The sequence below is a fragment of the Pseudomonas sp. CAU 1711 genome, from assembly GCF_039888625.1.
Taxonomy (GTDB): domain Bacteria; phylum Pseudomonadota; class Gammaproteobacteria; order Pseudomonadales; family Pseudomonadaceae; genus Aquipseudomonas.
In genome coordinates this window covers 47,097-59,589 of record NZ_JBDQQT010000018.1, presented here as the reverse complement: position 1 = coordinate 59,589, position 12,493 = coordinate 47,097, and the positions used below count along the sequence as shown (strand labels likewise).

The window sequence follows — 12,493 nt, the reverse complement described above, 5'->3', positions numbered from 1 at the left end:
CCATGAACCTGTCGCTGTACCTGCTCACCGTGTTGATCTGGGGCACCACCTGGATCGCCCTCAAGCTGCAACTGGGCGAGGTGGCCATTGCCCTGTCGATCGCCTATCGCTTCAGCCTGGCCGCCATCGTCCTGTTCGCCGTGCTGCTGCTCAGTCGCCGCCTGCAGTCGCTGGACCGGCGTGGCCAGCTGATCTGCCTGGCCCAGGGACTGTGCCTGTTCTGCCTCAACTTCATCTGCTTTTACAGCGCCAGCCAGTGGATACCCAGTGGCCTGGTGGCGGTGATCTTCTCCACCGCCACCCTGTGGAACGCGCTCAACGCGCGGCTCTTTCTGGGCCGGCGGATCGCCGCCAACGTGCTGGCCGGCGGCGCCCTGGGGCTGCTCGGCCTGGGCCTGCTGTTCTGGCCGCAGCTGGCCGGCCACCAGGCCAGCCAGGAAAGCCTGATCGGCATCGGCCTGGCGCTGCTCGGCACCCTGTGCTTCTCCGCCGGCAACCTGCTCTCCAGCCTGCAGCAGCAGGCCGGGCTACGGCCGCTGACCACCAACGCCTGGGGCATGTTGTACGGCGCGCTGCTGTTGCTGGGCTACTGCCTGCTGGCGGGCGTGCCCTTCACCTTCGAGGCCAATGCGCGCTACATCGGCTCGCTGCTGTACCTGGCGATTCCCGGCTCGGTGATCGGCTTCACCGCCTACCTGACCCTGGTCGGGCGCCTGGGCCCGGAGCGGGCAGCCTACTGCACCGTGCTGTTCCCGGTGGTGGCGCTGAACATCTCGGTGTTCGTCGAGGGCTATCAGTGGACGACCCCGGCGCTGCTGGGGCTGGGCCTGGTGATGCTCGGCAACCTGCTGGTATTCCGCCAGCCCCGGGCAGTGGTGCTGGCCGAGCCGGGCCGCGCCTAGTCCGGCCAGTGCCAGGGCGGCTCGTCGAGCATGCCCTGGCCCCGGATCGCGGTCTGCCCCAGGTGCTTGTCGAGGACGATGGAGTTGCACTGCGGGTGCTGCTCCAGCGCGGCGATCAGCCGGCTGGCGTGGGACACCACCCACACCTGGGTGTGCTTCGAGGCCTCGACTATCAGGCGTGCCAGGGCCGGCAGCAGGTCCGGGTGCAGGCTGGTCTCCGGTTCGTTGAGCACCATCAGCGACGGCGGCCGCGGGGTGAGCAGGGCGGCGACCAGCAGCAGGTAGCGCAGGGTGCCGTCGGACAACTCGGCGGCCGACAGCGGGCGCAGCAGGCCTTCCTGGCGCAGGGCCACGGCGAAGCGGCCGCCGGGCTGGAAGTCGATGTCCAGCTCGGCGCCGGGGAAGGCGTCGGCGATGGCCCGCTCCAGCGCCTGGCGATCGCCGATCTCGCGAATGGTCTGCAGGGCGGCGGCCAGGTCGCGGCCGTCGTGGTGCAGCACCGGGGTACGGGTGCCCAGCTGGGGCTGGCGTGCCGGTGCCTCGGCGTCGGTGCGCAGGTGATCGTAGAAGCGCCAGCGGCGGATACCCTCGCGCAGCTGGAACACCTCGGGACAGCCGGGGTCGTTGCCGATCTGGTCGAACAGGCTGTCGTAGCTCGGCAGATGCTGGGCCAGCACCTGCCAGGCGCGGCCTTCGCGTCGGCGCAGCATGGGGCCCTCGCGATCCAGCAGCAACGCGGCCGGGCGGTAGCAGGGGCCGGCCCAGATGCACTCGCGCTTGATCTCCGGGTCGAGGGCGAAGGCCGAGCGCGACGGCGTGGGCAGGCCGAGCGAGATGGCGTAGCCGAAGTCCTCGCCGACGAAGCCCAGGCGCAGGCGCACCACGTCCTGGCGGGGGCCGCCCTGGATCGGCACTTCGCCGTTCTTCATGCGCCGGCTGATCTTTTCCGGCCCGGCCCACAGGGTCGACTCCAGCCCGCCCTCGCGGGCCAGGGCGTTGACCACGCCGCCGTGGGCCGTCTCCGCCAGCAGGCGCAGGGCCTTGTACAGATTGGACTTGCCGCTGCCGTTGGCGCCGGTGATCAGGTTCAGGCGGCCGAGCGGCATCACCAGGTTGTTGATGGAGCGGTAGTTGCCGACGGCGAGGCTGTGCAGCATGAGCGGTCGTCCCTGGGTGCGAGGCGGCTATGGTAGCGCAGCCTCAGCGCCGCCCGCGTGGCAGATGCAGGGCCAGCGCCAGGGCGGCGGGGTAGCACAGGTAGTGCAGGACGAACAGCAGCTGGCCCATGGTCCCGGGCTCGTCCTTCAGCCACATCAGCAGCCAGATCAGCAGGTAAAGCAGGCCGAGCGCCAGGCTGTAGAGCCCCAGCAGGACCCAGCGCTCGCCGTGCTCGGGCGGGCGCCGCTCGATGGCCGCGAAGGCGCCGCGCAGGCCCAGGGCCACCAGCACGGCGGCCGCCAGGGTGGCCGGCAGTCCGCCGACCTTAAGCGGCACGCGCAGCAGCAGGTTGAACAGGAAGGCGGCGGCCACCGCGCCCAGCGCGTAGTGGTACAGCCGCAGGCGCCGGGACATGGCCTCAGTCCAGACGCAGGTCGAGGCCGAAGCGCTTGAGCAGCACCCGCTCGCGCAGGGCGGCCGGCAGCCAGCGCGCCAGCAGCGGCAGGGCACGGCTGCCGTTGCCGATGCGCAGCAGACGCGGACGCTTGGTCTTGCGCACCTGGGCCAGCAGCGCGGCGGCGAAGCTGTCGGCCGGGGTGGGGCGGTCCTGCGAGGCCCTGGCGCGGGCACGGATGCCTTCGCGCAGCGGCCACCAGGGCGAGTCCTCGCGAATCAGCTGCTCGGCCTGGGCGCTGGCATTGGCTCCGAAGCTGGAGGCGATGGCGCCCGGCTGCACCTCCATGACGTCGATGGAAAAGGGCGCCAGCTCCAGGCGCAGGGCATCGGACAGCGCATGCACCGCCGCCTTGGAGGCGCAGTAGGCGCCGGCGAAGGGAGTGACCAGCAGACCCGAGACGCTGCCGATGTTCACCACCAGGCCGCGGCTGGCGCGCAGCAGCGGGAAGCAGGCGCGGGTCAGCTCGATAACGCTGAACACGTTGGTCTCGAATTGCCGGCGCAGGGCCTCGGCGCCGCCGTCCAGCAGCGGCCCCATGGCGCCGTAGCCGGCGTTGTTGACCAGCACATCGAGGCGGCCGGCCTCGGCACTCAGGCGTTCGCTGGCGCGGGCGATATCGGCGGCGTCATTGACGTCCAGCTTGATGGCGGTGAAGCCGGCGGCGCTCAGGGCCTCCAGGTCCGCGCCCTTGCGCGCGGCGGCGAACACCCGATAGCCGGCGCCCTTGAAGGCATCGGCCAGGGCGCGGCCGATACCGCTGGAGCAGCCGCTGATCAGGGCGACGGGCTGGGTCATGGGCACTTCTCGTCTAGCGTTGAAGGGAGCCTCGATCATAACCACTCGTGGCGCCGGCGTACTGGCCCGGCCGGCCAGATCAGTCCTGCGGATGATCGCGCAGGAACACCAGGCTGTCCGCCTTGGACTGCTCGGGGCTGTAGCGGTAGCCCTGGTAGTCGAAGGCCTTGAGCCGCTCCGGATCGCGGATGCGCTCCTTGATCACGTAGCGGGCCATCAGGCCACGGGCCTTCTTGGCGTAGAAGCTGATGATCTTGTACTGGCCGTTCTTCAGGTCCTTGAACTCGGTGTCGATGACCCGCGCCTTGAGCGCCTTGCGCTTGACCGCGCCGAAGTACTCGTTGGACGCCAGATTGAGCAGGATGTCGTCGCCCTGGGCGGCCAGCGCCTCGTTCAGCCACTCGCTGATGCGCTCGCCCCAGAAGGCGTAGAGGTCCTTGCCGCGAGCGTTGGCCAGCTTGGTGCCCATCTCCAGGCGATAGGGCTGCATCAGGTCCAGCGGCCGCAGCACGCCGTACAGGCCGGAGAGCATGCGCAGGTGGCTCTGGGCGAAGTCGAAGTCGGCCTCGCCGAAGTCCTCGGCATTCAGGCCGGTGTACACGTCGCCCTTGAACGCCAGCAGTGCCTGCTTGGCGTTGCTCGGGGTGAAGTCCGGCTGCCAGCTGCCGTAGCGCGCCACGTTGAGCGCCGCCAGCTTGTCCGACAGGTGCATCAGCTCGCCGACCTGTTGCGGGCTCATCTCGCGCAGCTGACCGATCAGTTCCTGGGCGTGGTCCAGGTACTGCGGCTGGGTGAAGCGCACGGTGGCCGGCGGGGTGTCGTAGTCCAGGGTCTTGGCGGGGGAAATCACCAACAGCATCGAATGGTCTCCAGAAGGCGTGGCGCGATTCTAGGACGGATGACTGCCATGGCTCTACCTATGGCGACCATAGGTACGCCCGTCGATGGGGCGGCGGGTGGGCTGAAAACGGGCGTTGGGGCCGGAGGAAGAGGGCTTTCGCCGCAGGGGTGAATTCCGACTGTAACGGTGCTTTTTCACCTCGCCAAGGGTTATTCGTCGCACTGACAAAAAAGCCTTTACGCGATGAAAAAGTTCTTTTTTCTGTCATCCGGATTGGGGTATTAACGAAGAAGACCGCCGAACCCTGCATCACAGGTGGCGGCCCTTGGCCCTCACCTTGCAGGCACCCGATCGGCTCCGGCCGAGAGGGTCGGCGGCCCTCCCGCGACGGAGCGTTCTCCGTCGCCTGGCCTTCGAGAAGGTGACCGAGTATGGATGATCACGGACGCAGCCGCTCCACCCAGCCCACCCTGTACGTCCTCGACACCAATGTCCTGATCCACGATCCCAACGCGTTACTCAATTTCCAGGAACACCACGTCGCCATCCCCATGACCGTGCTGGAGGAGCTGGACAAGCTCAAGACCGGCAAGCACACGGTCGCCGCCGAATGTCGCCAGGCCATCCGCCTGATCGACCAGGTGCTCGGTGAGGCCGACCCCGCCGAGGTGGAGCAGGGCGTGCCGATCCGCCGCGGCAAGAACGAGCCCAAGGGCACCCTGTCGATCCTCATGAGCAAGCGCGCGGAGCCCCTCACCTGGCTGCCCGAGCACCTCAACGACAACAAGATCATCAACCAGCTGGTGGAGCTGCAGAGCCGGCGCAGCGGCTCGCCGGTGGTGCTGGTGACCAAGGACATCAACATGCGCCTGAAGGCGCGTGCCTGCGGCATCGCCGCCGAGGACTACCACACCGACCAGCTGGTCGACGACGTGGCCCTGCTGTCGCGCGGCTACCACAACGTCAGCGGCTCCTTCTGGGACCGCGTGAGCAAGGTCGAGACCCGTCAGGGCCACGGTCGCACCTGGCACCAGGTACAGCTCACCGACAACCTGCCGGCCGTGCATGTCAACGAGTTCATCGTCGACGAGCAGGGTTTCGTCGGCTGGGTCAAGGGCATCGAGGGGCGCAGCCTGACCATCCTCGACCTGCACCAGGAACCGTTGCTGCACCAGGAGGCCTGGGGCCTGCGCCCGCGCGACCTGTACCAGGCGCTGGCGCTCTATGCCCTGCTCGATCCGGACATCCACCTGGTCAACCTGTCCGGTGCCGCCGGCTCGGGCAAGACCATCCTGGCGCTGGCCGCTGCCATCGAGCAGACCATGGTCAGCAAGCGCTACCGGCGCATCATCGCCACCCGCAGCGTGCAGGGCCTGGACGAGGACATCGGCTTCCTGCCCGGCACCGAGGCGGAGAAGATGGAGCCCTGGCTGGGCGCCATCACCGACAACCTGGAAGCGCTGCACATGGACGACGAGAGCACCCACGGCAGCGTCGACTACATACTGCAGAAGGTGCCGCTGCAGTTTAAGTCGCTCAACTACATCCGCGGGCGCAGCTTCCAGCAGAGCCTGATCCTGATCGACGAGTGCCAGAACCTCACCCCGCACCAGATGAAGACCATCATCACCCGCGCCGGCAACGGCTCCAAGGTGGTCTGCCTGGGCAACCTGGCGCAGATCGACACTCCCTACCTGTCCGCCACCAGTTCGGGCCTGACCTACCTCACCGAGCGCTTCAAGGACTTCGAGCACGGCGTGCACATCACCCTGCAGGGGGTGCCGCGCTCGCTGTTGGCCGAGTATGCCGAGGCGCACATGTAGCACCGCTCGGCGGGCGGCCGTGGCCGCCCGCTGACCCGGCACCGGATAAGTTGTATACAATCCCCTCGATAGGCGCCCGGTTCGCGGCGCCGAGGAGGAGATTTCGCAGTGCTGACCCATCTCGATTCCCAGGGCCGCGCCAACATGGTCGACGTCACCGACAAGGCGGTGACTTCGCGCGAGGCCAGCGCCGAGGCGCGCGTGCGCATGCTGCCCGCCACCTTGCAAATGATCGTCGACGGCGAGCATCCCAAGGGCGACGTGTTCGCCGTGGCGCGCATCGCCGGCATCCAGGCGGCGAAGAAGACCCACGAACTGATCCCCCTGTGCCATCCGCTGCTGCTGACCGGGGTCAAGGTCGAGCTGGCCGCCGAGGGCGCCGACTGCGTGCGCATCGTCGCGCGCTGCAAGCTGGCCGGGCAGACCGGCGTGGAGATGGAGGCGCTGACCGCCGCCAGCGTCGCCGCGCTGACCATTTACGACATGTGCAAGGCGGTGGATCGCGGCATGAGCATCGAAACCGTGCGCCTGCTGCACAAAGCCGGCGGCAAGAGCGGCGAATACCGCCGCGAGGAGGGCGAATGATCCGCGTCCAGTATTTTGCCCGCTACCGCGAGGTGCTGGGCGTCGACGGCGAGCAGCTGCAACGCGCCGCCATGACCAGTTTGGACGACCTGCGCCGGCATCTGTTGAACAGGGGCGGCGTGTGGCAGGTGCTGGCCGAGCAGAACCTGATGTGCGCGCGCAACCAGGAGCTCTGCGGCCTGGAGACCGAGCTGGTCGACGGCGACGAAGTGGCGTTCTTCCCCACGGTCACCGGAGGCTGACATGGGCGTGCGGGTACAGGCCGAGGCTTTCTCCCCCGGCGCCGAGCTGGACGCCCTGCATGCCGCCAACCTGGGCATAGGCGCGGTGGCCGGCTTCGTCGGCTACGTGCGTGATTTCAACGACGGCCAGGACGTGCGCGGCATGTTCCTCGAACACTATCCGGGCATGACCGAGAAGGCCCTGGAGCAGATCGCCGCCGAGGCCGCCGAGCGCTGGCCGCTGCTGCGGGTGGAGATCCTGCATCGGGTCGGCCGCCTGGAGCCGGGCGAGCCCATCGTCTTCGTCGGCACCGCCAGCGCCCACCGCCAGGCGGCGTTCGATGCCTGCAACTTCGTCATGGACTACCTGAAGACCCGCGCGCCCTTCTGGAAGAAGGAAGACACCGCGGACGGCGCGCGCTGGGTCGAAGGCCGCGCCAGCGACCAGAACGCCGCCGAGCGCTGGTCCAAGAGCTGACAGAGGGATTCCTGCGACCGCCACTGGTGTGACTGGCGGTCGTGACAGGCTGTTGACGATTTGTACGTAAAAGTCCATTGTGGACTCACGAGTACAAGTCAGCGGCCGCGCATCATGTGTCAGCACCCGCCCTATCGCTTCCAGTCTCCGCTGCGGCCCAGGCCGCCGGCGCTTTCTTCTGCCCAGCCCTTGCTCGCCAACCTGCCCGCCGTGCGGCGGGCGCTTCCGGGAGTCACACCATGAAGAAACTCGCACTGCTGGGCGGCCTCGCCCTGAGCCTGCTCGCCTCCAGCCCGTTCGCCGCCGACAAGCCCCTGCGCCTGGGCATAGAGGCGGCCTATCCGCCCTTCGCCTTCAAGCAGGCGGACGGCTCAATCGCCGGCTTCGACGTGGACATAGGCGTGGCCCTGTGCGCCGAGATGAAGGTCGAGTGCCAGTGGGTCGAGCAGGAGTTCGACGGCCTGATCCCCTCGCTCAAGGTGAGGAAGGTCGATGCCGTGCTGTCGTCCATGACCATCACCGACGAGCGGCGCAAGTCGGTGGACTTCACCGGCAAGTACTACTACAGCCCGGCGCGCCTGACGATGAAGGCAGGCACCGAGGTCAGCGCCGATTTCTCCAGCCTCAAGGGCAAGCGCATCGCCGTGCAGCGCGCCACCACCACCGACCGTTTCGCCAGCGAGGTGCTGGCGCCCAAGGGCGTGGAAGTGGTGCGCTACAGCTCGCAGAACGAGATCTACCTGGACCTGGTCTCCGGCCGCGTAGACGGCACCCTGGCCGATGCCATCCCGGTGGACGAGGGCTTCCTCAAGACCGAGCAGGGCAAGGGCTTCGCCTTCGTCGGCCCGGCCTTCACCGACCCGGCCTACTTCGGCGAGGGCGCCGGCATCGCCGTGCGCAAGGGCGACCGGGAGCTGCTGGACAGGCTCAACGCCGCCATCGCAGGCATCCGCGCCAGCGGCGAATACCAGAAGATCCAGGGCAAGTACTTCGGCTTCGATATCTACGGCGACTGAGCCAGCAGGCGCTCCAGCTCGCGCTCGCCGCGAGGGCTGAAGGCGATCACTCGCGAGGCCGGGTCGCGCTTGGCCCAGCCCAGCTCCAGCAGGCGCTGCAGCAATTGCGCGCCGAGCGCACCGCCCAGGTGGTGGCGCCGCTCGCTCCAGTCCAGGCAGGGCCGGCACAGGTGCCGGCGCCGGCCGGCGGCGGCCTCCACGTCTATCTCCAGGGCGGCGAACCAGCGCTGGCCGGCCTCGGTCAGGCGCAGCTCATCGTCCTGTTCCTCGATGCAGCCGCGTTGCAGCAGCGTCTCGTAGGCCCTCACCCCGAGCTCCCCGGCCAGGTGGTCGTAGCACACCCGTGCCTTGCGCAGGGCCGGCTCGCGCGGGCTGGAGCGCACGCGCACGGCGCCAGCGCGGAAGGCCACGCCCATCAGCGTCTCGAGCAGGCGGGCGACGTCGGCGTCGGCCAGGCGGAAGTAGCGGTGGCGGCCCTGGGACACGGCGGCGATCAGGCCGGCGTCGAGCAGCTTGGCCAGATGTGCGCTCATGGTCGGCTTGCTCACGCCGGCGATCTGCGCCAGCTCGGTGGCGGTCAGCGCGCGGTCGGCCATCAGCGCGGTGAGCACTTCGGCACGGGCGTGGTCGCCGATCAGCGCGGCGATGCGGGCGATGTTGGGGCCGTCTTTCATGGTTCGATCCTAGTCGAACCATCGGTCGGCGATAAAGCGCTAACGTGAACTCAGCTTCCAAGGAGGACGCGACATGACCATTACCTGCTTCATCCGCTACCAGATCGATCCGTTTCAGCGCGAGGCCTTCCGCGAGTATGCGGAGAACTGGGGGCGCATCATCCCCCGCTGCGGCGGCCACCTGCTCGGCTACTTCCTGCCGCACGAGGGCAGCAACGACATCGCCTGGGGGCTGATCGCCTTCCCCAGTCTGGCCGCCTACGAGACCTACCGGGCACGACTGAAGAGTGACCCCGAGGGGCGCGCCAACTTCGCCATGGCCCAGGAGAAGCGCTTCATCCTGCGCGAGGAGCGCAGCTTCCTCGAAGGGGTGGAAGGCACCCTGGGCGTGGAGCCGCGGTCATGATCGCGGTGATCTTCGAGGTGCTGCCGGCCGAGGGGCGGCGCGACGCCTACCTGGGCATCGCCGCCGATCTGCGCGAGCAGTTGCAGGGCATCGACGGCTTTCTCTCCATCGAGCGTTTCGAGAGCCTCAGCCAGCCGGGCAAGTTGCTGTCGCTGTCGTTCTGGCGCGACGAGGCGGCGGTGCGCCAGTGGCGCACTACCGAGGAGCATCGCCAGGCGCAGAGCGCCGGGCGCGGCGGGGTGTTCGCCGACTATCGGCTGCGGGTGGCCGAGGTGCTGCGCGACTACGGCATGCAGCAGCGCGAGCAGGCGCCGGACGATTCGCGTGCCGTGCACGGCTGAGCGGGCGCGCTCGGCCGTCCGCGTCAGGCCTCGCCCTTGATCTCCTTAAGGTGCTTGTACACCGTGGCGCGGCCCATGTTCAGCACGTTGGCGATGTAGTTGGCGGCGCTCTTGCCCTTGAACGCGCCCTCGGCGTGCAGGGCCTCGACCAGCTCGCGCTTGTGCTCGCGGGTGAGCAGGTTGAGGCCGAGCTGGCGCTGCTGCAGCCAGGCGTGGAGGAAGGTGTTGATGCGCTCCTGCCAGTCGTCGCGGAACAGCGAGTCCGGCTGCGGGATCAGCTTGCTCGAGCTGAGCAGCAGCTCCAGCGCCTGTCGGGCGCTTTCCAGCAGGGTGATGTTGAAGTTCAGGCACAGCACGGCCACCGGCGTGCCGCGCGCGTCGCGCAGCACCGTGCTGAGCGAGCGGATCTTCTGCCCGTCCCAGTTGAGTTTCTCGTAGGGGCCGATGGTGCGCTCGTCCGGGGTGTTCTCCAGCAGATCCTCCAGCGCGGCATCGTCGCCGACCGCGCGCTTGGAGATGTTGTTGGCGATATGGTCGATCTTCTGCGTGCGCAGGTCGTGCAGCACCACCTCGACATGGGGGAAGAACAGGGCGGCGACGGCGTCGGCGATGGCGCGGTAGTTGTCGAGGTCGGCGGCGGGCATGCGGGAACTCCGGTTGGGCGCCCCGTGCGGGGCGCTGCGAGTGTGCCGCAAACCTAGCCCAGGCGGGAAGGCGAGAGCATGGCCTCGCTCAGGCCGAAGGCGGCGATGGGGGCGGGCAGCGGCAAGCCGCGGATCAGTGCGGCGCAGGCCTCGCCCATCGCCGCGCTGGTCTGGATGCCGTAGCCACCCTGGGCGGCGACCCAGAAGAAGCCCTCGGCATCGCGCGCATAGCCGCCGACCAGGCCGCCGTCGGCGACGAAGCTGCGCAGCCCGGCCCAGGTATGTTGCGGGCGGCGGATGCTTAGCGTGGTGTGTTCCTCGATCTGGTAGATGCCCATGGCGATGTCCAGCTCCTCCGGCTGCACGTCGTGCGGCGCCACCGGGTCGGCGTTGGCCGGCGAGCCGAGCAGCTGGCCGGCGTCCGGCTTGAAGTAGAAGGCCTCGTCGAGGTCGACCACGCAGGGCCAGGCGTGGCTGTCCACGCCCTCCGGCGGGAGGAAGGTGAAGGCGGCGCGGCGCCTGGGCGTGAGGCCGATGGGCGCGACCCCGGCCAGGGCGGCGATCTCGTCGCACCAGGCGCCGGCGGCGTCGATCAGCACCGGCGCCTGGTAGCGCTGCGCGCCGCACTCGACCTGCCAGAGCCCGGCGACCCGGCGGATCGCGGTCGCCTCCTGGCCGCAGTGGATCTCCCCGCCGTGCTGGCGGATGCCGCGCAGGAAGCCCTGGTGCAGGGCATCGGTGTCGATGTCGACGGCGCTCGGGTCGAACATGGCGCCGTGCACCCTGTCGCGGCGCAGCACCGGCACCAGGGCGCAGGCCTCGTCGGCGCTGAGCAGGCGCATCTCGGGCACGCTGGCGCGGCCGCTCTCGTACTGGCGCAGCAGTTCGCTGGGATTGCCGGAGAAGTCCACCACCAGCTCGCCGCGCGGGCCGAGCAGGCTGTGCGCGTTGAAGCCGGCGGGCGGGTTGTCGAAGAAGGCGCGGCTGGCGGCGGTCAGCGCGCGCACCTGCGGCGTGCCGTAGGCCAGGGTGTAGAGCGCCGCCGAGCGCCCGGTGCTGTGGTAGCCGGGCTGCGCCTCGCGCTCCAGCAGCAGGGTCTTGCCGTGCGGGGCGAGGAAGTAGCCGGTGCTGGTGCCGGCGATGCCGGCACCGATGATCAGGTAGTCGCAGTTCATTGGCCTCGTTCCAGCAGTAGATGCAGGGCATTGGCCAGGGCCATGTCTTCCAGGCCCAGACCGATGGAGCGGAAGAACACCGGGCGGCCGTAGTCCGGCCTGGGCGCGCGGCCGCTGACCAGCTCGGCCAGGTCGCCGCGAAGGCGCGTCGGGTCCCAGCCCCGCTCGGCGGCCAGAAGCATCTCGCCGGCCGAGCCGGGGGTGGTGGCGCGGTAGTCGCAATAGACATCCATGTCCGCCAGACTCGCCGGCGGCACCTCGTGGGCGCGCGGCGCGTTGGTGCTGATCGAGGTGACCAGCGCGTTGCGGCCGAGGCTCAGCGGGTCCAGCACCGGGCCGGCGGAGGAGGTGCACAGCAATATCACCTCGGCTTCGTGCACGGCCTCGTCCAGGCTGGCGCACAGTTGCAGACGCACATCCTCGGCCAGCAGTGCGGCGCGTTCGGCCGCGTCCTTGCCGGCCAGGCTCGGCGAGTACAAGCGGATGCTCTGCCAGTCGCGCAGGCCCTTGGCGTAGTGCAGGTGGGCCCGGGCCACCGGGCCGCTGCCGACGATGGCCAGGTGGCGCGCGCCGGCCGGCGCCAGTTCCTCCACGGCCAGCGCGGTGGTGGCGGCGGTGCGCGCGGTGGTCAGGCTCTTGGCGTCGCACAGCAGCAGCGGCTGGCCGCTGCGCAGCGACATCAGCAGGGTCCAGGCGGTGACGGTGGCGCCCTGCGGGCCGGGGATATAGGGCGAAGTCTTGACCCCGTAGACGCCTTCGTCGGCCAGCACGCCCAGGTAGTTGATGAAGTCGCCGCCGCCGGGCAGTTCCACCAGCTGCTGCGCCGGTTGCACGGCGCGGCCCTCGGCCAGGCTGGCGAACATGGTACGCATGGCCTGGGGCACGTCGAGGCGGGCGAGCAGGCGTTCGGCTTCGGTATGGTCGATCACGCGGGGCATGCTGAGACTCCATTTATACATAATTGTCCATGTTGGACT

General features: G+C 69.1%; 16 protein-coding genes. 8 read left to right on the top strand and 8 right to left on the bottom strand.

Annotated elements, in window-relative coordinates:
* Positions 1-2 precede the first annotated feature (2 nt).
* Positions 3-902 (top strand): DMT family transporter, encoded by a 900-nt coding sequence (locus AAFN46_RS18630; RefSeq protein ID WP_347810192.1) that lies wholly within the window; start codon positions 3-5, stop codon positions 900-902.
* Here AAFN46_RS18630 and AAFN46_RS18625 read toward each other — a convergent pair.
* The 4 genes from AAFN46_RS18625 to yaaA all read right to left on the bottom strand — a co-directional run bounded on the left by AAFN46_RS18625 (position 899) and on the right by yaaA (position 4,171).
* Positions 899-2,059, bottom strand: coding sequence for an AAA family ATPase (locus AAFN46_RS18625; protein WP_347810191.1), 1,161 nt, complete (start codon positions 2,057-2,059; stop codon positions 899-901). The two genes, AAFN46_RS18630 and AAFN46_RS18625, sit on opposite strands and share 4 nt — an antisense overlap.
* A gap of 43 nt (positions 2,060-2,102) precedes the next feature.
* The gene (locus tag AAFN46_RS18620) at positions 2,103-2,474 is read right to left on the bottom strand and encodes a hypothetical protein (protein ID WP_347810190.1); all 372 of its coding nucleotides are present in this window, start codon (positions 2,472-2,474) and stop codon (positions 2,103-2,105) included.
* A gap of 4 nt (positions 2,475-2,478) precedes the next feature.
* Positions 2,479-3,312 carry an SDR family oxidoreductase gene (locus AAFN46_RS18615; RefSeq protein WP_347810189.1) on the bottom strand — a complete coding sequence of 278 codons (834 nt, stop codon included), beginning with the start codon at positions 3,310-3,312 and terminating at the stop codon, positions 2,479-2,481.
* A gap of 79 nt (positions 3,313-3,391) precedes the next feature.
* Positions 3,392-4,171 carry a peroxide stress protein YaaA gene (gene yaaA / locus AAFN46_RS18610; RefSeq protein WP_347810188.1) on the bottom strand — a complete coding sequence of 260 codons (780 nt, stop codon included), beginning with the start codon at positions 4,169-4,171 and terminating at the stop codon, positions 3,392-3,394.
* Positions 4,172-4,584: 413 nt separating this feature from the next.
* On the opposite strand from yaaA, the gene AAFN46_RS18605 reads away from it, so the two are divergent.
* The 5 genes from AAFN46_RS18605 to AAFN46_RS18585 all read left to right on the top strand — a co-directional run bounded on the left by AAFN46_RS18605 (position 4,585) and on the right by AAFN46_RS18585 (position 8,276).
* Positions 4,585-5,976, top strand: coding sequence for a PhoH family protein (locus AAFN46_RS18605; RefSeq protein WP_347810187.1), 1,392 nt, complete (start codon positions 4,585-4,587; stop codon positions 5,974-5,976).
* A gap of 108 nt (positions 5,977-6,084) precedes the next feature.
* Positions 6,085-6,561, top strand: a complete 477-nt coding sequence (moaC, locus tag AAFN46_RS18600; RefSeq protein ID WP_347810186.1) for a cyclic pyranopterin monophosphate synthase MoaC — start codon at positions 6,085-6,087, stop codon at positions 6,559-6,561.
* Positions 6,558-6,803, top strand: coding sequence for a MoaD/ThiS family protein (locus AAFN46_RS18595; protein WP_347810185.1), 246 nt, complete (start codon positions 6,558-6,560; stop codon positions 6,801-6,803). The genes moaC and AAFN46_RS18595 overlap by 4 nt, the downstream gene beginning before the upstream one ends.
* 1 nt (position 6,804) lies before the next feature.
* A complete protein-coding gene (gene moaE / locus AAFN46_RS18590; protein WP_347810184.1) occupies positions 6,805-7,260 on the top strand; it encodes a molybdopterin synthase catalytic subunit MoaE in 456 nt (151 codons plus the stop codon).
* A gap of 239 nt (positions 7,261-7,499) precedes the next feature.
* On the top strand, positions 7,500-8,276 hold the full coding sequence (locus AAFN46_RS18585) for an ABC transporter substrate-binding protein (RefSeq protein WP_347810183.1): 777 nt from the start codon (positions 7,500-7,502) through the stop codon (positions 8,274-8,276).
* On the opposite strand, the gene AAFN46_RS18580 is transcribed toward AAFN46_RS18585, so the two are convergent.
* Positions 8,264-8,950 carry a helix-turn-helix domain-containing protein gene (locus AAFN46_RS18580; protein ID WP_347810182.1) on the bottom strand — a complete coding sequence of 229 codons (687 nt, stop codon included), beginning with the start codon at positions 8,948-8,950 and terminating at the stop codon, positions 8,264-8,266. The two genes, AAFN46_RS18585 and AAFN46_RS18580, sit on opposite strands and share 13 nt — an antisense overlap.
* A 73-nt stretch (positions 8,951-9,023) precedes the next feature.
* Between AAFN46_RS18580 and AAFN46_RS18575 the strand changes: the two genes are divergently transcribed.
* A complete protein-coding gene (locus AAFN46_RS18575; protein WP_347810181.1) occupies positions 9,024-9,356 on the top strand; it encodes an NIPSNAP family protein in 333 nt (110 codons plus the stop codon).
* Positions 9,353-9,697, top strand: coding sequence for an antibiotic biosynthesis monooxygenase (locus AAFN46_RS18570; RefSeq protein WP_347810180.1), 345 nt, complete (start codon positions 9,353-9,355; stop codon positions 9,695-9,697). Before AAFN46_RS18575 ends, AAFN46_RS18570 begins: the two co-directional genes overlap by 4 nt.
* A gap of 23 nt (positions 9,698-9,720) precedes the next feature.
* Here the strand turns inward: AAFN46_RS18570 and AAFN46_RS18565 are convergent, their stop codons facing one another.
* From AAFN46_RS18565 to AAFN46_RS18555, 3 genes are read right to left on the bottom strand one after another with little or no spacing between them, the layout of a single operon-like run.
* The gene (locus tag AAFN46_RS18565) at positions 9,721-10,341 is read right to left on the bottom strand and encodes a PAS domain-containing protein (RefSeq protein ID WP_347810179.1); all 621 of its coding nucleotides are present in this window, start codon (positions 10,339-10,341) and stop codon (positions 9,721-9,723) included.
* Between the two features lie 53 nt (positions 10,342-10,394).
* Positions 10,395-11,516, bottom strand: coding sequence for an FAD-binding oxidoreductase (locus AAFN46_RS18560; protein WP_347810178.1), 1,122 nt, complete (start codon positions 11,514-11,516; stop codon positions 10,395-10,397).
* Positions 11,513-12,454, bottom strand: a complete 942-nt coding sequence (locus AAFN46_RS18555; RefSeq protein WP_347810177.1) for an ornithine cyclodeaminase family protein — start codon at positions 12,452-12,454, stop codon at positions 11,513-11,515. Before AAFN46_RS18555 ends, AAFN46_RS18560 begins: the two co-directional genes overlap by 4 nt.
* Positions 12,455-12,493 lie beyond the last annotated feature (39 nt).